General features: G+C 48.9%; 17 protein-coding genes. 13 read left to right on the top strand and 4 right to left on the bottom strand.

What is annotated here, in order from left to right:
- From sufB to T495_RS0101760, 4 genes are read left to right on the top strand one after another with little or no spacing between them, the layout of a single operon-like run.
- A complete protein-coding gene (gene sufB, locus T495_RS0101775; RefSeq protein WP_033147374.1) occupies window positions 1-1449 on the top strand; it encodes a Fe-S cluster assembly protein SufB in 1449 nt (482 codons plus the stop codon).
- A 4-nt stretch (window positions 1450-1453) separates the two neighbouring features.
- Window positions 1454-2209 (top strand): Fe-S cluster assembly ATPase SufC, encoded by a 756-nt coding sequence (gene sufC, locus T495_RS0101770; protein WP_033147373.1) that lies wholly within the window; start codon window positions 1454-1456, stop codon window positions 2207-2209.
- Window positions 2209-3564, top strand: a complete 1356-nt coding sequence (gene sufD, locus T495_RS0101765; protein WP_033147372.1) for a Fe-S cluster assembly protein SufD — start codon at window positions 2209-2211, stop codon at window positions 3562-3564. Before sufC ends, sufD begins: the two co-directional genes overlap by 1 nt.
- Window positions 3565-3588: 24 nt before the next feature.
- Entirely contained in the window at window positions 3589-4809 is a 1221-nt protein-coding gene (locus tag T495_RS0101760) for an aminotransferase class V-fold PLP-dependent enzyme (RefSeq protein ID WP_033147371.1), read from the top strand.
- Window positions 4810-4841: 32 nt separating this feature from the next.
- Here the strand turns inward: T495_RS0101760 and T495_RS15460 are convergent, their stop codons facing one another.
- Window positions 4842-7493 (bottom strand): carbohydrate-binding protein, encoded by a 2652-nt coding sequence (locus tag T495_RS15460; RefSeq protein WP_081831965.1) that lies wholly within the window; start codon window positions 7491-7493, stop codon window positions 4842-4844.
- Window positions 7494-7738: 245 nt separating this feature from the next.
- On the opposite strand from T495_RS15460, the gene T495_RS0101750 reads away from it, so the two are divergent.
- Entirely contained in the window at window positions 7739-8368 is a 630-nt protein-coding gene (locus tag T495_RS0101750) for a ribonuclease HII (RefSeq protein WP_028903000.1), read from the top strand.
- A gap of 15 nt (window positions 8369-8383) precedes the next feature.
- A complete protein-coding gene (locus T495_RS0101745; protein WP_028903001.1) occupies window positions 8384-9253 on the top strand; it encodes a DMT family transporter in 870 nt (289 codons plus the stop codon).
- A 101-nt stretch (window positions 9254-9354) separates the two neighbouring features.
- Here T495_RS0101745 and T495_RS0101740 read toward each other — a convergent pair whose 3' ends face one another.
- A complete protein-coding gene (locus T495_RS0101740) occupies window positions 9355-12222 on the bottom strand; it encodes a pitrilysin family protein (protein WP_051651799.1) in 2868 nt (955 codons plus the stop codon).
- 129 nt (window positions 12223-12351) lie between these two features.
- Between T495_RS0101740 and gpmI the strand changes: the two genes are divergently transcribed.
- The 3 genes from gpmI to T495_RS0101725 are packed head-to-tail and all read left to right on the top strand — an operon-like array spanning window position 12352 to window position 15197.
- Entirely contained in the window at window positions 12352-13872 is a 1521-nt protein-coding gene (gene gpmI, locus T495_RS0101735) for a 2,3-bisphosphoglycerate-independent phosphoglycerate mutase (protein ID WP_028903003.1), read from the top strand.
- A 6-nt stretch (window positions 13873-13878) separates the two neighbouring features.
- Complete coding sequence (locus tag T495_RS0101730; RefSeq protein ID WP_033147370.1) at window positions 13879-14544, top strand: uracil-DNA glycosylase; 666 nt, start codon at window positions 13879-13881, stop codon at window positions 14542-14544.
- A 20-nt stretch (window positions 14545-14564) separates the two neighbouring features.
- Window positions 14565-15197 (top strand): DUF3109 family protein, encoded by a 633-nt coding sequence (locus tag T495_RS0101725; protein WP_033147662.1) that lies wholly within the window; start codon window positions 14565-14567, stop codon window positions 15195-15197.
- On the opposite strand, the gene T495_RS0101720 is transcribed toward T495_RS0101725, so the two are convergent.
- Both T495_RS0101720 and T495_RS0101715 read right to left on the bottom strand, forming a co-directional pair.
- Complete coding sequence (locus T495_RS0101720) at window positions 15192-16079, bottom strand: AraC family transcriptional regulator (RefSeq protein WP_028903006.1); 888 nt, start codon at window positions 16077-16079, stop codon at window positions 15192-15194. The genes T495_RS0101725 and T495_RS0101720 overlap by 6 nt on opposite strands.
- The gene (locus tag T495_RS0101715) at window positions 16073-18493 is read right to left on the bottom strand and encodes a glycoside hydrolase N-terminal domain-containing protein (RefSeq protein ID WP_051651840.1); all 2421 of its coding nucleotides are present in this window, start codon (window positions 18491-18493) and stop codon (window positions 16073-16075) included. Before T495_RS0101715 ends, T495_RS0101720 begins: the two co-directional genes overlap by 7 nt.
- Window positions 18494-18581: 88 nt before the next feature.
- On the opposite strand from T495_RS0101715, the gene T495_RS0101710 reads away from it, so the two are divergent.
- Genes T495_RS0101710 through T495_RS0101695 form a run of 4 tightly spaced genes read left to right on the top strand, consistent with a single transcriptional unit; the run spans window position 18582 to window position 23759 of the window.
- Window positions 18582-19418: a phosphate acyltransferase gene (locus tag T495_RS0101710; RefSeq protein ID WP_028903008.1), complete on the top strand. Its 837-nt coding sequence runs from the start codon at window positions 18582-18584 to the stop codon at window positions 19416-19418.
- Window positions 19418-20488 (top strand): butyrate kinase, encoded by a 1071-nt coding sequence (gene buk, locus T495_RS0101705; RefSeq protein WP_033147368.1) that lies wholly within the window; start codon window positions 19418-19420, stop codon window positions 20486-20488. Before T495_RS0101710 ends, buk begins: the two co-directional genes overlap by 1 nt.
- Before the next feature lie 20 nt (window positions 20489-20508).
- Window positions 20509-21858: a HAMP domain-containing protein gene (locus T495_RS0101700; RefSeq protein WP_033147367.1), complete on the top strand. Its 1350-nt coding sequence runs from the start codon at window positions 20509-20511 to the stop codon at window positions 21856-21858.
- Window positions 21855-23759, top strand: a complete 1905-nt coding sequence (locus tag T495_RS0101695) for an ATP-binding protein (RefSeq protein WP_033147366.1) — start codon at window positions 21855-21857, stop codon at window positions 23757-23759. Before T495_RS0101700 ends, T495_RS0101695 begins: the two co-directional genes overlap by 4 nt.

The following is a 23759-nucleotide window of genomic DNA, read 5'->3' as shown; positions in this document are numbered from 1 at the left end:
ATGTCAGAGAATAAAAATGAATTTGTACGTCAGGTAGCTGAACAGAAATACGAGTTTGGTTTCACCACCGACGTACATACTGAAATAATCGAGAAAGGGCTGAACGAGAATATCGTTCGGCTCATCTCTGCTAAGAAAGGGGAGCCTGAGTGGATGCTCGAGTTCCGCCTGAAGGCGTTCCGCTACTGGAAAGAGCAGCAGGAACCTAAGTGGGGGCATGTACATGTGCCAGAGATTGACTATCAGGCCATTAGCTACTATGCCGACCCACTGGCTAAGAAGCCCGAAGGTGATGGTAAGATTGACCCTGAACTCGAGAAGACCTTCGATAAGCTGGGTATTCCACTCGAAGAGCGCTTGGCATTGAGTGGTAACACTGCCGTTGACGCCATCATGGATAGTGTATCGGTAAAGACCACTTTCAAAGAGAAACTGCGCGAGAAGGGGGTTATCTTCTGCTCTATCGGCGAGGCTATCAAGGAGCACGGCGATCTGGTACGTCAGTACTTGGGTACCGTAGTGCCTTACAAGGATAACTTCTTTGCAGCGCTCAACTCGGCTGTGTTCAGCGATGGTTCGTTTGTGTATATCCCCAAGGGTGTTCGCTGCCCTATGGAGCTCAGCTCTTATTTCCGTATCAATGCCCGTAATACAGGCCAGTTTGAACGTACATTGATTATTGCCGACGACGATGCCTACGTATCGTATCTGGAAGGATGTACAGCCCCGATGCGTGATGAGAACCAGTTGCATGCTGCTATCGTAGAGATTATCGTGATGAACCGTGCTGAAGTAAAATACTCTACCGTTCAGAACTGGTATCCAGGCGATGAGAACGGTAAGGGTGGTGTGCTTAATCTGGTAACTAAGCGCGGTGACCTGCGTGGTGTTGACTCTAAGTTGTCGTGGACTCAGGTTGAGACAGGTAGTGCCATCACATGGAAGTATCCTTCTTGTATCCTACGTGGTGACAACTCGGTGGCTGAGTTTTATTCGGTAGCTGTGACTAACAACTATCAGGAGGCTGATACAGGTACCAAGATGATTCACATCGGTAAGAACACCAAGAGCACCATCATCTCGAAGGGTATCTCGGCCGGCCACTCGCAGAACTCGTATCGCGGACTGGTGCGTGCAGCATCTACTGCCGATAATGCCCGTAACTACTCAAGCTGCGACTCACTGCTTTTAGGCTCGGATTGTGGCGCACATACCTTCCCATATATGGATGTGCACAACGATACAGCTGTGTTTGAGCACGAGGCTACCACCTCGAAGATTTCAGAGGATCAGCTCTTCTATTGCAACCAGCGTGGCATTCCCACTGAGCAGGCCGTAGGACTTATTGTTAACGGTTACGCCAAGGAGGTGCTGCAGAAGCTGCCCATGGAGTTTGCCGTTGAGGCTCAGAAACTATTATCAGTATCATTAGAAGGAACTGTAGGATAAAGATATGTTAGAAGTAAAGAACTTACACGCCAAGATTGGCGATAAAGAGATATTAAAAGGCATCGACCTCGTGATTAACGATGGTGAGACACATGCCATCATGGGACCTAACGGTTCAGGTAAATCAACCTTGAGTGCTGTGCTTGTGGGTAATCCACTCTACGAGGTGACTGAGGGTGAGGCTTACTTCAATGGCAAGAACCTGCTGGAGATGAAGCCTGAGGACCGTGCCCACGAGGGGCTGTTCCTGTCGTTCCAGTATCCAGTTGAGATTCCTGGTGTTTCGATGACCAACTTTATGAAGGCTGCCATCAACGAGAAGCGTAAGTATCTGGGCTTAGAGCCTATGAACGCAGCTGAGTTTCTGAAGCTGCAGCGCGAGAAACGTAAGATTGTTGAGCTCGACTCGAAGCTGGCTAACCGCTCGGTGAACGAGGGCTTTAGCGGTGGTGAGAAGAAACGTAACGAGATTTTCCAGATGGCTATGCTGGAGCCTAAGCTCAGTATTCTCGATGAGACTGACTCAGGTCTGGACGTTGACGCTATGCGTATTGTGGCCGAAGGTGTTAACAAGTTGCAAACACCGGAGACTTCATGCATTGTCATCACCCACTACGACCGTTTGCTTGAGATGATCAAGCCTCAGTTTGTACATGTGCTCTACAAGGGACGCATCGTGAAGACTGGTGGTCCTGAACTGGCTGTTCAGATTCAGGAGCACGGCTACGATTGGATTAAGGAAGAAATAGGAGAGGAATAATGAGTAGCGAGAAGCAATACATAGAGCTCTACGAGCAGGCACGAGAGATGATTTTCTCGCATGCTCCAGAGTCGATGAACGTGGTGCGCGATCAGGCCTTTGAGGACTTCCGCAAGCAGGGCTTCCCATCCAAAAAGGTGGAGCGCTACAAGTACACCGATATGCAGAAGCTGTTTGAGCCTGACTATGGTGTGAACCTCAGCCGACTGCAGATTCCCGTCGATCCTTATGAGGCTTTCCGTTGCGATGTACCTAATCTGAGCACCAGCCTCTATTTCGTGGTTAACGATATGTTCTATCACGATGAGAAGCCAAAAGGTCATCTGCCTGAAGGTGTGATTATCGGCTCAATGCGCGATTATCCGGAGTTGGTAAACAAATATTACACCAAGCTGGCAAAGACCAGTGAGGATGCTATCACTGCGTTGAACACCATGTTGGCACAGGATGGTATGCTGGTTTATGTGCCCAGGAATGTCAAAGTTGATCGTGCTATTCAGGTCATCAACATCCTGAAGGGTACACCGCAGAATGCTCAGCGTGCTGTGCCTGACTTGATGGTGAACCGTCGTGTGCTGATTGTACTTGAAGAGGGCGCAGAAATCAAGATGCTTTTTTGCGACCATGCTGCCGATGATAAGAACTTCTTAGCCACACAGGTCATTGAGGCTTACGTAGGCGAGAATGCATCGTTAGACCTCTATTGCATGGAAGAGACGCATCATAAGAATGTGCGTGTAAGCAATGTATATATCGACCAGCAGGCCAACAGTCGTGTAAACCATAATGTGATTACCCTGCATAATGGTATCACTCGCAACAAGCTCGACCTAACCTTCAGTGGTGAGGGGGCTGAGTGTCAATGTTACGGTTGCGTGATTGCCGACAAACAGCAGCATGTGGATAATAACACGCTGATTGTGCACAAGGTACCACACTGCACCAGTCAGGAGTTGTATAAGTATGTGCTTGATGATAAGTCGACAGGTGCTTTTGCTGGTCGTGTGCTGGTAGAGCATGGCGCTCAGAAGACCTCTTCGCAAATGACTAATCAGAATCTGACAGCCACCAAAGAGGCACGTATGTACACTCAGCCTATGCTGGAGATTTATGCCGATGACGTGAAGTGTGCGCACGGATCGACTGTCGGTCAGCTGAACGATGCTGCCTTGTTCTATATGCGTCAGCGTGGTATCTCGTTGCAGGAGGCCAAAGTGCTGCTGCAAAACGCCTTTATCAACGAGGTTATCGATCACATGCAATTAGAGCCACTGCGCGATCGCCTGCACTATCTGGTAGAGAAACGATTCCGTGGCGAGCTGAATAAGTGCTCAGGCTGCAAACTCTGCAAATAAAAACAGTTCAAAGCTCAAAGTTCAATGTTTAATATAAATAAGGTACGCGAGGATTTCCCCATTCTGGGACGCGAGGTGTATAAGAAGCCGCTGGTTTATCTCGATAATGCGGCAACCACGCAGAAGCCGCTGATGGTACTCGATGCCATGCGCGACGAGTATCTCAATGTGAACGCCAACGTGCATCGCGGTGTACACTACCTTTCGCAGCAGGCTACTGACTTGCATGAGGCGGCACGTGAAAAAGTGCGTGGTTTTATCAATGCCCGTAAGATTGAGGAAATCATCTTTACGCGTGGTACTACTGAGGCAATAAACTTAGTGGCTCAGTCGTTCTGCGAATCGCAGATGCAGGCTGGTGATGAGGTGATTGTGACAGACATGGAGCATCACTCAAACATCGTTTCTTGGCAGTTACAGGCCATGAAACGAGGCATCGTGGTTAAGCATATCCCCATTACCGACGATGGTATCTTGTGTATCGACCAGCTGGAGCAGCTCATTACCCCCAAAACCAAGATTGTAAGCGTGGCCCACGTAAGCAATGTGCTGGGAACAATTAATCCTGTAGAGCAGATTATCAAGACTGCCCACGCCCATAACATCCCCGTGCTGGTGGATGGTGCCCAGAGCGCTCCCCACTTCAAGGTGGATGTACAAACTATGGATTGTGACTTCTTCGCCTTCAGTGGTCATAAGATGTACGGTCCTACCGGTATTGGCGTGCTGTATGGCAAAGAGGAGTGGCTCGAGAAACTGCCTCCTTATCAGGGCGGTGGTGAGATGATTGACAAAGTAACCTGGGAGAAGACTACTTTCGAGCGTTTGCCTTTTAAGTTCGAGGCTGGCACACCTGATTACGTGGCCACTCACGGACTGGCAAAAGCCATCGAATATATCGACGCTATCGGCTTTGATGCCATTCAGCAGCATGAACAGGCTCTTACCAGATATTGTATGGAGCAGCTCATGACCGTTGATGGCATGACAATCTACGGCCCTATGGATGCCTCGAAGAAGGATGCTGTTGTGTCGTTTAATGTAGGCCATATCCATCATTTGGATATGGGTACCTTGCTCGACCGCTTAGGTATAGCTGTTCGTACCGGTCACCATTGCGCTCAACCGCTGATGGATCGTCTGCAGATATCAGGAACCGTTCGTGCTTCGTTCGCTCTCTATAATACCCAGGATGAGATAGATGTCCTTGTGGCTGGCATCCGTAGGGTAGCCCAGATGTTCTGAAGACTGACGGTAGAAGATTAATAGAAAGGTGCTCATTGCAGCACCTTTCTTCTGTTTTTAATGACCAGACCAGTCTGGTTTTCTTTCACGCGATGACCTAACAGATTGTAGGTCTTACTTGAGCGGGGCTCCTTCTTCGTGCCTTTAATGCCTGTGCTTGTAAGGGGTTTATAGGTGATGGAGAAGTTGTCGAAGCAGCACCAGCTCTCTTCCTGATGGTTGCTCAGTTCGATGCCGATAGTCAGAGTGCCTTTCTTCTCCTGCTTGTAGGTGATGACATTTTCATAGGCGCCTTCGGAGAAGCGGGTTTCTGCAGCGTGCATGCTATGGGGATAGCCGTTCTGATTATCCACCCAGCCATATTTCGAAGCTTCTGGCCACTCTTCTGAGAACAGGGACTTAACCTTCTGGGTTTCGCTGTTCACGTAGAAGTAGGTCTCATTGTTTTCTGTACCTGCTCTATAAGCCTCACCGCCATCATTCTTGCCTACACGTATCAGGGCGTTGCATTTCACGGTGTAGATGCCTGGCTTCATGCTACCCAGCTGCTGGTACATATCGAAGTCTTTATTAAACTCTTCACCGCATCCTGAGCGATAGGTAGGATTGCCTCGCCAACCAGTATTCTTCGAGAAGTCATAGTTGGTTAGCAGGAGTGTCATATCCAACTCCTCACCCTCACGAGGCTGAGCTTCTTCGGCTCTGAAATAATTGCCGACAGCAGTCTTCAATGTGCTCAGTATGCTGTTAACCTTGGTGGTTGTTGTGGCCTGTGACAAGGCGCCATCGGCAGTTTCCATTGCATGTCTGAGCGCTGTCAGTGCCGTTGATTCCAAGCTTGCGTTGATGTTCTTTTCAACGTTACTTTTCCATAGGCTGAACTCCTTGCAGAGTGGTATCATCGTGTCGATGGCAGTCAGTGAGCTCTCAACCTCATTCAACGCGTTTTTCTTATCTTCGGTGGTCAGATTGGTATCACTGGCTTGAATGGCTAGCTGGTTAACCTTTTGGATGAAGGCTGTAGGTAGGATGTTGCTGTTTGCAAGGCTTACCATTCGGGCTGTGGTCTCGTTGAGCTGACGGTTCAGAATCATGGTCTCTCCCTGCTTTTCAACGGTCATATAGTCCAGATTGGGCATCCAGTCATTCTCGTTGTAGAGTTGGATGTTATTTGTACCAGCTTTCAGGGTGACAGCCAACTCAAACTCTTGAAAGTCGTTCCAGTCGGGGGTCTTCACATCTACTGTGCCAGCCTGTTCACCGTTTACTTCGACAGTGAATGATCGTGCAGCCTGTGAACCGGCATTAAATCGGAGCACATATTGCCCTGCCTCTGGTACATATACGTCGCGCCATTCCAAATAGTTACTTCTGCGATTGCCTAACCAGCCGGCAAATTCGCGACCGCTGGCAGCATCTGACGACTGGTAGATGGCGGTACCCAGTGCCTCGTTGTTAGCTACCTCTTGATAGTCGTGCAGGAACGCAGTCTCGGCCTCATAGAGATAACGTGTCAGCCTTTGCTCGGCGTTCAGGCTATAGATGCGTGTGCCATGGGCTGGAACGAGTACAGAGAGGGCGTGCTCCATCTGTCCCAAGTCTTTGTGTTCGAATAGGTCGCGTATTGTCACTTTGCCGCCCAGTTCGAGTTCGCCGAAACTGACGCACATCTGTACAGGCTTGTCAGAAGGATTATAGAGTGCTACAGCACGTGTGGTGCTGTGCAGATTCTGGATGTCTTTTACCAGCACATAGGTGTCGCCGATGTGCTGTACCACATAGGCTTGCAGCAGCAAGGGGTCCTGATTCAAGGCGATGAGCTCTGTATTTTTGAGCAGAGCTAAGGCGCGCTCGTTGATGGTGGCCATGTTGCAGCCAATGAGTAACGGACTGGCCATAATGCACCACATGCCGAAGTGAGTCTTGTCTTCCTCGGCTGTCATCGAACGGCCTACCTCCAGCATATCCATGTCGTTGAAACCGCCATCATAGCAGTAGGCTGACAGGTAGAGGTTATCCCTCAGAATGCCTTTCACTGACTCCCAGCCGTCGTAGATATCTGGAGTGGTGCGCCATGAGGTTGCTACGCCGTTACACCATGTGCCCGGATAGTCCCAGCGACAGATGTTATAGCGTACGTTGCGACCAGTGTTTACAATGGCATCGCGGATGCGTGTGTATTGTTCCTGCTCGTTCAGACTCAGGTTGCGACCTCCGCAGTAGTCTATCTTGATAAAATCGAATTCCAGGTCCTTGAAGTAGTAGTTGGCATCAACCTGCTCGTATCCGTACATGCCTACATTGGTGTTCAGTACATCGCCGTTAGAGATGCTACCACAGGTACAGTCGCCTGCATCGCTATAGATACCTGCCTTGAGGCCTTTCGAGTGGATATAGTCGCTCACCACCTTCAGCCCGTTGGGGAATCTGACAGGGTGAATGCGTACCAATCCCTCTGCCGTGCGACCGTATTGGAATCCGTCGTCAATGTTGATGTACTCGTAGCCTACGTCTTTCAGACCTTGGTTGACCATCGCGTTGGCTTGTCCTTTGATAATGTCTTCTGAGATGTTTACCGAGAAGGTGTTCCAAGAACTCCAGCCCATTGTCGGACCTTTTTTAGTGCCTGCCATTGTCCCCATGCTGATGGCGAAAGTAAGCACTGTGATAAGAATCTGTTTCATTGTTATAATTTAATGTTTTAAGTTGGAATTTGCGATTGCAAAATTAGTTTTTTTCTTGCGTAATGCACGATTATCGATTCTTTGTATAAGTATTATTTTGAATACTGTGCTTTGATATTGCTGATTATCAGATATTTGCCGGTTTCCTGAAGAACGGATAGTATAGCCTAAATATTCTGCGTCTTTGTTGTATTTGTCGCAGAGTTTTAGTACCTTTGCAGCCAAAATAGAAACAAATGTCGATTATGTTGGCAAGTCATTATTACGAAGGAAAGATAGAGGCAGGTTGCGACGAGGCTGGACGCGGATGTTTGGCCGGGAGTGTTTATGCAGCCGCTGTAATACTGCCTGATGGGTATCAGAACGAGTTGCTTAACGACTCGAAACAGCTGTCGGAGAAGAAACGCTATCAGCTGCGTGAGATGATTGAGCGCGACGCTGTGGCGTGGGCTGTGGGCATTGTGACGCCTGAGGAGATAGATAAGATAAATATCCTGAATGCTTCGATTCTTGCTATGCACAGGGCACTGGATCAGCTTAAGGTGCGTCCAGAGGCAGTTATCGTGGACGGCAATAAGTTTAAACCTTATAAGGATCCTGCTGATGGCAAACCATTGCCTCATACCACAATCGTGAAGGGCGATGGAAAGTACTTGGCTATTGCTGCTGCAAGCATTCTTGCCAAAACTTACCGTGATGACTATATGAATCAGTTGGCCGAGGAATATCCTCAGTACGACTGGCTGTCGAACAAGGGCTATCCTACCAAGAAACATCGTGAGGCCATCAGACAGTTTGGCATCACGCCGTATCATCGCAAAAGCTACAATCTGTTAGGCGATGGGCAACTGAGTATTGATTTTGGTGAATTCTAATAAAAAACGATGATGATGAACGACACTCAACGTGGTTTCATTCAACTACATTTAAGTGTGATTCTGGCCGGTTTTACAGGCTTGTTTGGTCGACTGATTACCCTCAACGAGGTAGATATTGTATGGTATCGCATGCTGTTTACCAGTCTGATTCTGCTGGTGTTTACAGGTCTGCCTCGCGTAGGTTGGCGCAAGTTTCTGCAGTTGTGTGGTTGTGGAGCGCTGTTAGGGCTACACTGGATGCTGTTCTATGGTAGCATCAAGGCTTCTAACGTGTCGATTGGTGTCATCTGTTTCTCGTTGGTAGGCTTCTTCACAGCTTTGTTTGAGCCTGTCATCTATCATCGTCGTCTGTCGTTTACCGAATTGGTTTTCTCGCTCATCACCGTATTAGGTGTCTTTTGCATCTTTTCGTTTGATGCCCGCTATCGTTATGGCATTGGTATCGGAGTTGTGTCGTCGGCTGTTTGTGCGCTTTATGCCATCTGCAACAAGAAGGTCAGTGTGGGTGTACGCAGTCGTACGGTGCTGATGTATCAGATGTCGGGTGGTCTTGTGCTGGTAACGGCCATCATTCCTGTTTATCTCATGTTCTTCCCCAGCGCTCAACCTGTGGTGGTCATCCCTGATGGCAACAATTTGTGGTTCATGTTGTGCCATGCGTTGTTCTGCACCGTGGGTATGTATCTGTTGCAGATTCAGGCTCTGAAGTGCCTGTCGGCCTTCACCGTTAATCTTACCTACAACCTCGAGCCCTGCTATACTATCATCTTAGCGTTCCTTATCTTCGGCGAGGGCCGCGAAATTAATTTCTCGTTCTATATCGGCATCGCTCTTATCCTGCTGAGTGTCCTGCTTCAAACCCGTCGTGCCCTGCGTTTTTAGAACGCGTCGTAGCAAAAAATTCATCGCGTTATAGATTTTGCTACAACGCGATGGAAAAAAAACTAGTGGTTTACAGATGTGGCAAATTCTTTCTGCGGGACTTATCTGTAAACATCCTCTTTTTTGAGTTCAACGACCTTGCCATATCGGGTCAGAGCTTGAAGGTCGGTTTGTTTCTTGTCGCCGATGATGAGCCAGACACGATTCTTATTGCTACCGATATGCTGCTGATGGAACTGCTCTACTTCCTGTGCTGTGATGGCGGGTACCAGTTGGGCTGTCTTGGCGTTGGAATCGGTAGTATAGCCCTCGCGCAGTTGATTGGCTACGTATTTGGCTATCGAACGGAAAGTAGGGTAGGCATTCTGGATATCACTGAGTATGCTCTGGCGGGCAGCATCAAGGTTCTCTTCTTTCATGGGTAACTGATGCAAAAGCGAGTCGATGGTAGCCATTGTCTCCATCGTTTTATCGGCCTGAGTGCCTGTAGCGGTAATATAGCCTAAGGTGGCCTCTGGATGCTTTGCCAGACTGCTGCGATAGCCACTGCCGCCTGTTGAGTAGGCCAGTGAACGGAATTCACGCACGTTCTGGAATAGTACCGATGTCATACCACCGCCAAAGTACTCGTCCCACAGCTTGAACTTGGCTCTTTCTTCGGCTGTGGTCAGAGGGGCGATGGCGTCATAGCTTACTACGTAGTTCTGGCGCGACTTAGGTACATTGTAGAAGAATACGGTGGGCTCCTGGTACTGCTGCAAGGGGTGGAACGTATCGGCTATCGGTTTGCTGCACTGCTGTAGAGGCAGGGCCTGAAGCGAAGCCTGAGCTACTTCGTTGATGGTTTTACGACCGCAATAGAACAAGTCGCAGTCATACTGCTGAAGCTCATGGAACAGGCTGATTAAATCGTCGTTTTTCAAGGCTTTGATTTCCTTCTTCGACAGTTGGTTGAGATAAGATGACCGGCTGCCGTAGACTATGCGGTGATAAGCTGGGCGTAGCACGTCGTCCTTCTGCTTTCCAAAACTCTTGCGATCTACCTTGTCGGCATCCTTAGCCTCGCTCAGGGCTTCGTTGTCGCCCTTGGCTTCGCGCAGGAAATGAGCCAGCAGTCTGAGAGCGGGTACAAATTGGGTGTCGGGACCAGTCAGATTGAGGCTGAAGGCAACATCGCCTGGTACTACCTCCATTGTGGTGTTGATGTGCTGCCAAGCCTGTTCGAGCTGCTGTTTCTTGAGCGAGTCAGTGCCTAATGCCGAGAGATATCCTCCCAGGATCTTGAGTGCAGGGGTGTGGATATCGCCATCCTGATAGCGTAGGGTGAAGGTGAAGATATCGTTGATGGGATTCTGTTTATAATACAGGGTGACGTGGTTGTTCAGTTTCTGGGTACTCACGTCGTTTTTGAAGTCAACAGTGCGAATAGTTGTCTGCTTTATGGGAATCTGCTCTAACTGCTTGGCAAAGACCGATTTTGCATTCATGTTTTTGGGAGCGATTGGCTTATAACCTGGTTGTTTCAGTGTCTCCTTGGCGGGGGTGCCGAATTTCTTGGTGAGGGTGATGTGATTAGCTCCGTAGTACTTCTTTGCGGCTGCTACTACGTCGGCTTTGGTGATGCGTTTGATGTTCTCAATCTTATTCAGCAAATCCTGCCAGGTTTTGCCTTTTGAGAACAGGTCGACCAGCAGGTCCGAACGGCTACTGATGGTTTCAAGACTTTGTTCGGCCTCCATCACCATCTCTTGTTTCAGTGCCTCCAATTGGCTGTCGCTGAACTGACCGTTCATGACAGCCTGTATCTGCTCTACGACGCGTGCCTCTGCCGTCTTCATCTTGCCCAAAAGCTTGGGGATGATGAGCACTGCAGAACCTGCGGCATCGTCGAAACCAATGTTTACGGCCAGCGCTAACATCACCTTGTGCTCGTTCATTAGTGAGTCGAGCAAGCCTGCTTTACCGTTCGACAGCAGACTGTTGGCCAGTTCGAGGGCAGCAGCATCTGGCTCGAAATCGGTGGCTCCTTTGAAGACCATCGCCTCGGCGCTGATCAGCGGGATGGGAAGTTTAACTTCTTGATGCTCGCCTTCCTGAATATCGGGCATCGGGCTATAGCTGCGTTCTGGAACAGGACCAGTCTGCACACGACCGAAGGTCTGCTCCAACAAGGCTGTCAGCGTGCTATCAGGTCTGATGTCACCACATAGGATGAGCCCCATGTTGGAGGCGACATAGTACTTCTTATAGAAGGCTGCCATGTCCGACAGGCGCGGGTTCTTCAGATTTTCGGTAGAGCCGAGGATAGGGTATGCGTAAGGCTGGGTTTTGAATACGGTGCCCAATATTTTCTCTTGCACGTCGCCCATGCCATCAGCTGATCGGTTTTTCTCTTCGTACACATTCTCCAGTTCACCTTGGAATCCGCGGAATACAGGTGTTATCAGTCGTTCCGAGTTCAGCCAACACCACTGTTCTATAAACTGGGGCATGAACACGTTGTGATAGAAAGTCATGTCGTAGCCTGTTCCCGCATTCAGGTCGCTACCGCCGTATTTCGCTATCAGCCGGCTGAACTCATTGGGAATCATGAAGTCGGCAGCCTTTAGGCTTAGTTTATTGATATGCTGCTGAATGCGTGTGCGTTCGGCATCGTCTTTGGTTTGGGAGAGTAGGTCGTATTGAGACGAGATGCTGTCGAGCCATGGTTTCTCGGATGCATAGTCGATGGTCCCCATGCGGTCTGTTCCTTTAAACATGATGTGCTCAAAATAATGGGCGATACCTGTATTGGGACAATCCTTGCCGCCAGCCCTAACAACTACAGCACCAAAGATCTTAGGCTGTGAGTGGTCTTCGTTTAGCCACACGGTCATACCGTTACTCAGTTTAAATGCCTTGACTTCCAGTTGCGCTCTGCTAACTGTACATGTCAAGATGGTTATCAGAAGTAATAGAAAGCGCCTCATACTCAATTATTTGCTTGTTATTGGGGACAAAGGTAAGAAATTAGTATGAATATGAAATATGAATTGCGATTTTTTTTGTACCTTTGCAGCGCAAAATTAAGAACGTACGTTTAAATTAGTAATAAGATTATGGCAAAGAAAGCATTATTGATGATTCTCGATGGATGGGGAATCGGTAAGCATGGTAAGGGTGACGTTATTTTCAACACGCCAACTCCTTATCTCGATCTGTTAACAGCTACTTCAGCTCACTCTCAGCTCCAGGCATCTGGTGAGGATGTAGGTCTGCCCGATGGACAGATGGGTAACTCTGAGGTAGGCCACCTGAACATAGGTGCTGGACGCATCGTTTATCAGGACCTGGTAAAGATTAACCGTGCCTGCAAGGACGGCTCTATCATGGAGAATCCTCAGGTGAAGGCTGCTTACACTTATGCCAAGGAGAATAACAAGAAGCTGCACCTGATGGGTCTGACCTCTGACGGTGGTGTACATTCTTCACTCGACCACCTGTTCAAGCTCATCGAGATTGGTAAGGCTTACGGACTGAAGAACCAGACTTTCGTGCACTGCTTTATGGACGGTCGTGATACCGACCCTAAGAGCGGTAAGGGCTTTATCGAGCAGATCAGTAAGGTTTGTGCCGATAACGATGCTGCTATCGCATCAATTGTAGGTCGTTTCTACGCTATGGACCGTGATAAGCGTTGGGAGCGTGTGAAAGAGGGTTACGACCTGATTGTGAACGGTACTGGTAAGCAGAGCACCGATATGGTTGCTGCTATGCAGGAGAGCTACGACGAGGGTGTAACCGACGAGTTTGTTAAGCCAATCCACAATGCCGCTGTTAACGGTTGTATCGAAGAGGGTGATGTAGTTATCTTCATCAACTTCCGTAACGACCGTGCTAAGGAGATGACTATCGCTCTGACTCAGGAGGATATGCCAGAGCAGGGCATGAAGACTATCCCTGGCCTGCAGTACTATTGCATGACTCCATACGATGCTAACTTCAAGGGTGTGAACATCCTGTTCCCCAAAGAGAACGTTGAGAACACGCTGGGCGAGTACCTGAGCAAGCAGGGCAAGAAGCAGCTGCACACAGCCGAGACCGAGAAGTATGCTCACGTAACATTCTTCTTCAACGGTGGTCGCGAGCAGCCATACGAGGGCGAGGATCGTATCCTGGTTCCAAGTCCAAAGGTTGCTACTTACGACCTGAAGCCAGAGATGAGTGCTTTCGAGGTAAAGGATAAGTTGGTGGCAGCAATCAACGAGGCTAAGTACGACTTTATCGTAGTTAACTTTGCTAATGGCGACATGGTAGGTCACACTGGTATCTACAACGCTATTGCTAAGGCTGTTTGGGCTGTTGACAACTGCGTGAAGGATGTAATCGAGGCTGCTAAGGCTAATGATTATGAGGCTATCATCATTGCCGACCACGGTAATGCCGATAATGCTATTAACGCCGATGGTACTCCAAATACCGCTCACTCACTGAACCCCGTTCCTTTCATCTATGTAACCAACAACAACTCGGCTACAGTTAAGGACGGACGTCTGGCCGACGTGGCTCCTTCAATCCTGCACATCATGGGTCTGGAGCAGCCTGCCGATATGACTGGTGAGAACCTTATTTGCGATTAATAAATAATGGATGTTCAGATAGAACAAAGCTGGAAACAGCATTTACTTGGTGAGTTCGACAAGGGTTATTTTGTCGGGCTCACCAATTCTGTTCGTGCAGAGTACAGTCAATATACCTGTTATCCTCCCGGCAAACTGATTTTTAATGCTTTTAATCTCTGTCCGTTCGACAAAGTGAAAGTGGTGATTATAGGTCAGGACCCCTACCACGAGCCAGGACAGGCTCACGGACTGAGTTTCTCGGTTCAGGATGGTATCCAGTTCCCGCCTTCGCTGCAGAATATTTTCAAGGAGATTCAGGCCGACCTTGGTACACCTATCCCCACATCGGGCAATCTTACCCGTTGGGCAGAGCAGGGCGTGCTGTTGCTTAATGCATCGCTAACCGTTCGTGCCCATCAGGCCAATAGTCATTCGGCTTTAGGGTGGCAGAAGTTTACCGATGCCGCAATACAGGCGTTGGCCAAGAACCGCCAGCATCTGGTGTATATGCTGTGGGGTGGCTATGCCCGCTCAAAGGCGTATATGATTGACAAACAGAACAATCTGGTGCTTGAGAGTGTACACCCCTCGCCATTGAGTGCCAATCGTGGCGGCTGGTTTGGTCAGCACCAATTCTCGCGCTGTAATGCCTATCTGGAACAAAACGGCCAGACTCCCATCCAGTGGTAATCAAAATTCTCAATTCTCAATTGAAAACAATTCCTCCAATTATACAAGTAGGTGATGTGTTGCTCTCGTCGGAAATACTGACGGAGAAGTTTTGTTGTGACCTGAGTGTTTGCAAGGGCGAGTGTTGTGTTGAAGGCGATGCTGGCGCCCCTGTGACGATGGACGAGATAGCGCAGATTGAAGACTGTGTGGATGCAGTGTGGGACGACCTCTCGGCATCGGCTCAGGCTGTGATTGATAAGCAGGGCGTGGCCTATACCGACCAAGAGGGTGACTTGGTGACCAGTATCGTTGGAGGTAAGGATTGTGTGTTTACCTATTATGGTGATATTGAAGACTGGAACACTCGTCTGCCTATCAAGAACTGTTGCCTCTGTGCATTAGAAAAGGCTTTCAGAGCAGGGCAAACCCATTTCTGCAAGCCTATCAGTTGTGCCCTTTATCCCATCCGCGAGAAGAAACTTGGTGGCGGTTTGGTAGGCCTGAATTACAACCGTTGGAATGTCTGTAAGATGGCTATTGCTAAAGGTATTCAGGAAAACCTGTACCTTTATCAGTTTCTGCGCGATCCGCTCATACGTCGCTTCGGTGAGGCTTGGTATCAGGAGTTGCTTGATACTGTCAGCCAACTGAAGGAACAGGGATACCTATGATTTCCGGTATTCTGATGGTGACATCCCCACATGTTCCTTAAAGTATTTGCCAAGGAAACTCTGGTTGGGGAAGTTCATCTCTTCGGTAATTTCTTTGATGTTCTTACTTGTGTTCCTCAGCATCACGCGTAATTCCATCGTGACATAGTTCTCAATCCATTCGGCAGCTGTTCGTCCACTGATACGTTTTACGGCTGTCGACAGATACTTAGGCGTGATGGATAGCTGTTGGGCGTACCAACTTACGCGGCGTTCGCGCTTGCAGTTTTCTTCAACCATCTTCAAGAATTTCGTAAATACCTTTTCTGAGCGCATCAGCGACTCGTCGAAGTTCTTCACTCTATTTATAACGTTGCCTACATCGTAGAACATCGCTAACATCAGCGTGCGAATCAGGTCCTTGCGGAAGTGGTTGTGATCGTCGCTGATTTTCTGCTTAATGACGGTGAAGTAGTCTCTAAACGTCTTGATTTCTTTGGACTCCAGTTGCATTACTGGCTGCATGCGGGCAAAGACAAATAGCGAACTGACATCGTGGACTGTCTTGATGATTTCGTGGAAGAAGTCAACACTCATCATGATGCAGAGACCCTCCATGTCGTCAGAGGGGGCGTACTCATCAATGACGTGGCGTTCACTGACTATCAGCAAGTCGCCCTCCCTGACCACTTGTTCTTCTGTATCCATGCGGTATTTGATCTGCCCCTTGGTACAGAGGCCTATCAGGATGAAATTCATCTTTCTGGGGTCTGTGGGCATAGGAGCCAGATTTATTTTGTCCGACAGCAATAAGTCGTTGTCAAGACTAACTGATCCCACCCAGTCTTTGGCCTTTCCGAATTCCGAAGCCTGTATTGGAGTTTTATTATTAGTTTTTACCATGTTTTGATATTTTGTGTCTGACCGGATTTAAACTTCACAGTCTTCTGCTGGCCATTATATAATAGGGTGAGGGTTCCTGTCTTCTTGGTCTTGATACAGCACTTGCGTACTTTTCTGTCTTTCCATTCAAAGGAGACTTCGTAGCCGCCACGGGCGCACAGACCGCTAATGGCACCTTCTCTCCACTGCTCTGGGCATGCAGGCAACAATTCGATGATAGCCTTGCTATCCTTCAGTGTTGATTGCATCAGCATCTCGCAAACACCAGCTGTGCCGCCAAAGTTACCGTCGATCTGGAAGGGCGGGTGTGCATCAAACAGGTTGGGGTAGGTTCCACCGCCTTTATGCCACTCTTTCCAGTCGGTTTTTTTTGAACCGCGTGGAGCTATAGGTGTGAGGAGCTTCTGATAGATGTGATAAGCCTGCTGAGGCTTGTGCAGACGAGCCCAGAGGTTAATGCGCCAACCGGTACTCCAGCCTGTGGTCTTATCGCCTTTTATTTCAAGCGAACGCTCAGCAGCCTTCTGCAGTGTGGCATCAGTAAGATGATTGCCAGGATACAGACCGATAAGATGGCTCTGATGACGATGTTGGAAATCCCAGTCGTCCCAGTCGTAGTACCACTCGTTCAGGTCGCCCATGTGGCCGATTGTGTAAGGATGAAGTTTGGCCAGGGCCTTCTCCATCTCCTTGTTCTTCTTCCCGAGAACTTTGCCTGCGGCAATGGTGTTGATAAACAGCTCACGGATGATAGCCAGATCGGCGGTACCTCCATAGCATGTTGTGCCGTGATAGCCTTTGTCGGTCTTATACTCGTTTTCAGGCGATGTGCTTGGTGCGGTAATAAGTTCGCCTGGCTGCTTTGGGTTTTCGATGAGCCAGCGCAGACAGAACTGTGCGGCGCCATTCATTAGCGGATAGGCTACATTGCGCAGATATTCCTTATCTTGTGTAAACTGGTATCGCTCCCACAGAGTGTTTACCAACCAGGCGCCACCCATGTTCCAGTTACTCCATTCCGGACTTTCACGTTTCTCGCCTACAGGATTTGTCATTGCCCAGATGTCGCTGTTGTGACTAGAGCACCATCCTTCACCTATATTATAATAGTTCTTGGCAGTGAACTTTCCGTTGGCAGCAAGTCCTGCAATGAAACCATCCAGGGGTTCGGCCATCTCGGCCATGTTAGCCACAAATGCAGGCCAGTAGTTCTCCTCCAGATTGATGTTAACGGTATAGTTTCCACGCCAGGGCGACCAAAGCTGTGGTGCCCAAAGTCCCTGTAGGTTAGCTGGAACATTCTTTGTTCTCGATGATGAAATGAGCAGATAGCGTCCGAACTGGAAGTACAGTTCCTCCAGATATTGCGACTGGTCGCCACCGTTAGTATAGTCGAGCAGCAGCTGGTCAGTAAGTCTGCGATCCTTTGCGCCTGGCAAATCGTTCGGGTTACGATTATTCTTGTTCAGACAGATCTTCACGCGGTCGTAGATTGCCTTATAATCAGCCAGATGGCGGGCATAAAACTCATCGTATGTGTAGTTCTCTGTGTGCCAGATATCACTTGTAATATCATTAAGATAGTCTGCACCTTCATGTACAGGGTGTTTGTCGAAACCGTTAAAGCTGGTTTCGTTCACAATATAAATAATTGCATCATGAGCGTTTTTTATTGTCAACGATGAATCACAGGCTGTAATTTCTCCATCTGTACTAGCTTTCAAAATCGTGCAGAAATGTGTGCTCTCCAAAGGATCGCCTGTAGCGTGACCTGTCATAGTGAGCTGTCCACTATTTCCCCAACGTCCTCTATCCGAAACGCCAAGGGCTGGGGGACCATTACGTTTCACCTGATGAGGTACCTGTGCTGTCAGTGCTATCTGGCAGTTGATGTCGCCACGCAGACGGATGGCTATCAGCTTGTCAGGTTTAGAGGCAAAATACTCTCGAGTGATGAGCTTGCCGTTTCGCAGATAGCTGTCGCGAACGATAGCCGAGTCGATATTCAGTGTACGCTGATAATGCTTTATCTCGCCCAGATTCAGATCCTTAATGTGCAGAGTACCTAGTGGCTGATAGTGCTGCGAGTTTGGTCCCTGCACATGCAACTGCAGCGAGTCGGCCAGCGCGTAGTTTTCTTCGAAAAGTGCCTTACGTATCGCAGGTATCCACTTGTGTGCATCGGCATCCAAGTTGCGGTCTACAGGCTTTCCTGTCCACAGCGTGATGTCATTCAGGTAAATCACGTTATCATCAGTACTACCATATATCAGCGCACCCAGTTTTCCGTTACCAATGGGCAGAGATTCTTCGAAGTAAGTTGCGGGCTTATCATACTCTAATACCATTGGCGCCTGCTGTTGAGCTGTTGCCGTTAGGCATGTCATAGCTGATAATAGTAGGTAATTTCTCATCATTTTATCGTTTTTATCGGTTTCTGTTTGCAAAGATACAAAAAAGTTTGTATATTTGCACCATTAAACCGATAAAAATAATAAACCTATGCAGTCGATCAGAACATTAAACGATATGATTGTCTTTCTCCAGCAGCGTGGCGACAAGAAGCGCGTGGCAGTGGTATGTGCCAATGACGCCAGTACTAGATATGCCGTAGAGAAAGGAAAAGAAATGGGATTTATCGAACCTATTTACGTGGATGGTGACGACAAGGAGGAGTGTGCACGCCGGGCCGTGGCTATGTGCAAGAATGGCGAGGCTGACATTCTGATGAAAGGTTTGGTGAATACGGATGTGCTTCTGAAGGCTATATTGGATAAGGAAAACGGTATTCTGCGTCCTGGACATGTACTTACCCATGTGGCGATGGCCGAGATACCTAAGTACGAGAAGCTACTGTTTTTTACCGATGCAGCCGTGATACCTGTACCCACCGAGGCTCAGCGCCGTCAGCAGATTCATTATATGAATTACGTGTGTCATGCTTTGGGTATTGAGGAACCACGTATCTCACTCATTCATTGTGCAGAAAAGGTAAGCGCAAAGACATTCCCTTATACCGTTGATTACTTGGAGATTATCGCGGAGGCTCAGACGGGTAAGTTTGGACGTTGCATCATTGACGGGCCGCTCGACCTAAAAACTTCACTCGACTCTGTAAGTCTTCGTGAGAAAGGAATTCATAGCGTGATTGATGGCCAGGCAGATGCGCTCATTTTTCCTGATATTGTGGCTGGCAATGTATTCTACAAAACCATCACCCTTTTTGGCTATGCAAAGACGGCTGGTGTGTTGCAGGGTACCCAGTGCTGTTGTGTGCTTCCATCGCGAGCAGACAGTCCTGATTCAAAATATTACTCATTAGCCTTGGCTGCTATATAATGAAGATATTAGTCATAAACCCTGGCTCAACCTCAACCAAGGTGGCGGTGTTCGAAGACGAAACGCCTGTGTTAGTACGTAACATCGTGCATAGCGCTGACGAACTAGCTCGTTTCGACGACGTAATAGAGCAGCAGGACTTTCGTCGTCAACTGGTGCTTGATGAGTTGCGCCAGGCCGAAATCCCTGTCGAGTTCGATGCTGTCATTGGTCGAGGAGGACTCGTAAAGCCCCTCGAAGGTGGTGTCTATGAAATTAATGATCTGATGATTAAGGATACCCATAGCGGTATTGCTCTCCATAATCACGCCTGCAATTTAGGTTGTCTTATTGCTCACGAGATTGCTGCGACCATCCCTCATTGCCGTTCGTTTATAGCCGATCCTGGTGTGGTGGACGAGTTGAACGACTATGCCCGTATCTCAGGTTCGCCACTCATGAACCGCATCTGTATCTGGCATGCCCTTAACCAGCGTGCCATTGCCCGCAGGTATGCGGCCGAGATTGGTAAGGAGTACGAGGACTTGAATCTGATTATCTGCCACATGGGTGGTGGTATCTCTATTGCGGTCCATGAAAAGGGGCGTGCTGTTGATGCCAACAACGCTCTGGATGGCGAGGGGCCGTTCTCACCCGAACGTGCCGGCTCGCTGCCTGCATCCGACCTGATTCGCCTCTGTTTTAGTGGGAAATATAATGAGAAGCAGCTACTGAAGCGCATTGCTGGCAAGGCAGGACTGAATGCCCATCTGGGCACCAACGATGTGCGCGAGGTGTTGCGCCGCATCGAGGATTATGGCGACCAGCACGCCAAACTTATTCTCGATGCCATGATTTATCATGTGGCCAAGAACATCGCTTCTGAGAGTGCTGTGCTCTGTGGTCAGATTGATGCCATCCTGCTTACAGGTGGTCTTGCTCGGAGTGAATATATCGTGAGTCGTATCCGCGAGCGTGTAGGTTTTCTGGCGCCCATCCGATGTTTCCCAGGCGAAGATGAGATGGAAGCCTTGGCACTGAACGCCTTGGCGGTGTTGCGAGGTAAACGTAAAGCAAAGGAATACAAGTAAATAGAAATATGTAAGTAAGTATGACTAAGCTAACTAGATTAATCAAAGGGAAACTGTCAGTCAAGATCAGTCTGATGGCCGTCTCGGCTATGGCCGTTCTGCTCATAGCCTCATTGGTGGTCATGTTGCTCTACTCGCGCAAGAAAGTTAAAGAGGAAACCTTAGCCCGTGTTACCCAGACGCTCGATGCCACCGTGCAGAATATCGATAATATCCTGCTGAGTGTAGAGCAAACGGCAGGTAATGTATATTATAGTCTGGCACCTCATATCAACAATCCTGAGGCATTGGAATTATATCGCCGCAAACTGATTGATAGTAACCCATACGTGTCCGATTGCACCATCGCATTTGGCGATAGTTCGTTAACAGAGTCGAAGTGGTCTGTTAAACCTGTCCAAGAAGGGCATGAGCCGCTCATCTGTTTTAGTCTGCCTGTGCATAATCAGGCAGGTAAGCCTGTGGGGACTATTGGCGTTGATGTGTCGATAGGCCTGCTCTCCCGTATTGTGGCACAGGCCAAACCATCTGAGAACTCGTTCTGTGTGCTGCTTGACAGTTTAGGTAACTTTATTGTTCACCCCGATGCTGAAGAACTCATGCAGCAGTCGGCTATCGAGATATCGAAGGCTAATGCCGACGCAGGACTTAGTGAGGCTGTGCAGGCCATGATGTCTGGCGAAACAGACTATCGTGCATTCCGTTTGTGGGATAACATCTTCTATGTGTTTTTCAAACCCTTCAGCCGTAGCAGTGTGCGTGGGCGTACTATCGGTCATCTAGGGTGGAGTGCAGGCATTATTTATCCCGAACGCGATATCTTTGGCGATTACAATAACTTGAGATACTACGTGTTGGCCATCAGCATTGTGGGATTACTGCTCATGTATTTGCTTAGTCATGCTGTTATCAAGAGCCGCTTGAAACCTCTGCTCATGCTTACGGCCCAGGCGCAGCACATAGCCGAGGGCAACTTCAGCGAGCCCATCCCTAATAGCCGCCATATAGATGAGGTGGGACGTTTGCAGGATAACTTCCAGCTGATGCAACGCTCGCTGACAACCCAGATAGAAGAACTGGAGAATCTGAAGAATACCCTGTATTCGCGCTGCGAAGGTTTGCGACAGGCTTACGATCATGCTAAGAAGGCTGACCGTATGAAAACCTCGTTCCTGCATAACATGACTAACCAGATGATGGAGCCTGCCGATGCCATTGAACGGAATGTGCAGCAGCTCTGCAGTCAGTCTGATCGTAATACGGCACAGTTGGTAAGCGATATCCAAAAGAAGGGTAAGACCATCACTGAATTGCTGAAGAATCTGATATCAATGTCGGATGACGAAATGAGAAAGGAGGCCCGATCATGATTAATATCCGCAAGTCGTTCTCAACCAAACTCAGCGTGGCACTCCTGATTCTGGCTGCCCCCATCTTTGTCATCTCGCTGGGCGTGCTGTTCACCCAGTCGCGAAAAATGATTCGTAAAGAGGCCATCGGGCATGCCAGCAGCGTACTGAATGCCGCCATGCAGCAGCTTAACCGGCATTTCCTGACAATCGAGACGGCTACCAATGCCAACCTGTGGCAGGTAGAACAAGCCTTTATGCCCGATTCGTTGTTGTATTTCGCCAACCGCATCGTTAGTCTCAATCCTCATATCGACGGCTGCTCTATCAGCGCTCAGCCTGATATGTTCCCCCAATATGGCCGTTATTTCTCTGCCTATTCGGTTCGTAAGGCCGACTCCGTGAGCACCGTCATCGAAGAACCTTACGAATACTTTAATAAGGTATGGTATAAAACACCTTGCCAGCAGAATGATGCCTGTTGGGTGGCTTACTACGATGAGGTGGATTCGTTACAGCTCACTCTCGATGGTATGCTGGCATCCTATTGCAAACCCCTCCATACGGCCGATGGCACGTTTGTAGGTGTGATTTCTACCGACCTGTCGCTGTTGCAACTCTCGCACGAAATGTCGGCTATGAAACCCTATCCCCATTCCTATTTCATGTTGCTTGATGAGCATGGCCGTTATTTTGTACATCCCGATTCAACACAGCTCTTTAAGCAAACCATTTTTACGGGAACCGACACCCGTAAACAGGCCGACCAGATAGTACTGGGCCATGAGATGACCAGTGGTAGGCAGGGTAATATGATGGTTAATATGGGTGGTGCCGATTGTATTGTGTGCTACCAGCCCGTGCCTGGCACCACGTGGAGCTTGGCCATTGTGTGTCCGGATAGCGATGTGATGGCTGGTTACCATCGTTTGACGTATATCGTGCTATCGCTGCTGGTGCTTGGTTTGTTGGTTATTATCCTGCTCAGTCATCGTGCTATGGCGCATACCATTCGTCCGCTGCACGAACTGCTGGATAAAACCCAGAGCATTGCAGCAGGTAATATGGATGTTACTATTCCTCGCACCACACGTATCGATGTGATAGGCCGTTTGCAGAACAGCTTTGCACAGATGCTGGAATCGCTGAACTACCATATGAAGAGTGTGCGCTTTGTGAGCGATCAGGCTCGCCAGCGCAACGAGGAGCTGCTGCAGGCTACCCGTATGGCTCAAGAGGCCGACCGCCAGAAGACCATTTTTATACAGAACGTTACCCACCAGATACGTACACCGCTGAATATCATTATGGGTTTTGCTCAGGTGTTGAGCGATGCTGGTAGCGGAAACCTGTCGGACGACGACCTGAAGAATGTTACCGACACCATGAATCATAATGCCACCCAGCTTAACCGCATGGTGCAGATGCTGTTCGATAGCTCTGATTCTGGTCTGAACGAGGAGATGAATTGCGATAAAACCGACACGCTGCCGTGCGTGCAAGCTGCCCACCAGGCTGCAGATGTAGTGCGCCAGCGCTATCCTGATGTCAGTATCTGCATTCAGTCGCAACTGGCCGACGATTTCAGTGTGCTTACCAACCGCACCTATTTTATTCATGCGTTGTTGGAGCTGCTGTACAACGCCGCTAAGTATTCCGACGGAAAGCATGTTGAGTTGCATGTTTCGGTCGATGAGGCTATGGTTAACTTTGTGGTTCAGGATCAGGGTAACGGTATCCCTGAGGCCGAAGTAGAGCACCTGTTTAAGTTCTTTACCAAGGTCGACGACCTCTCTGAAGGTCTCGGCTTGGGTCTGCCGCTTGCCAAGCGCCACGCCCAGAACCTCGGCGGTGATGTCATCCTCGACACCACCTACCACTTCGGCTGCCGCTTCATCCTCACCATCCCAAACACAAATTAG

Origin of the sequence: Prevotella sp. P6B1 (assembly GCF_000702825.1) — a bacterium.
GTDB lineage: Bacteria > Bacteroidota > Bacteroidia > Bacteroidales > Bacteroidaceae > Prevotella.
Note: the sequence above shows the minus strand (reverse complement) of the source record. Positions and strands in the feature narration are given on the sequence as shown.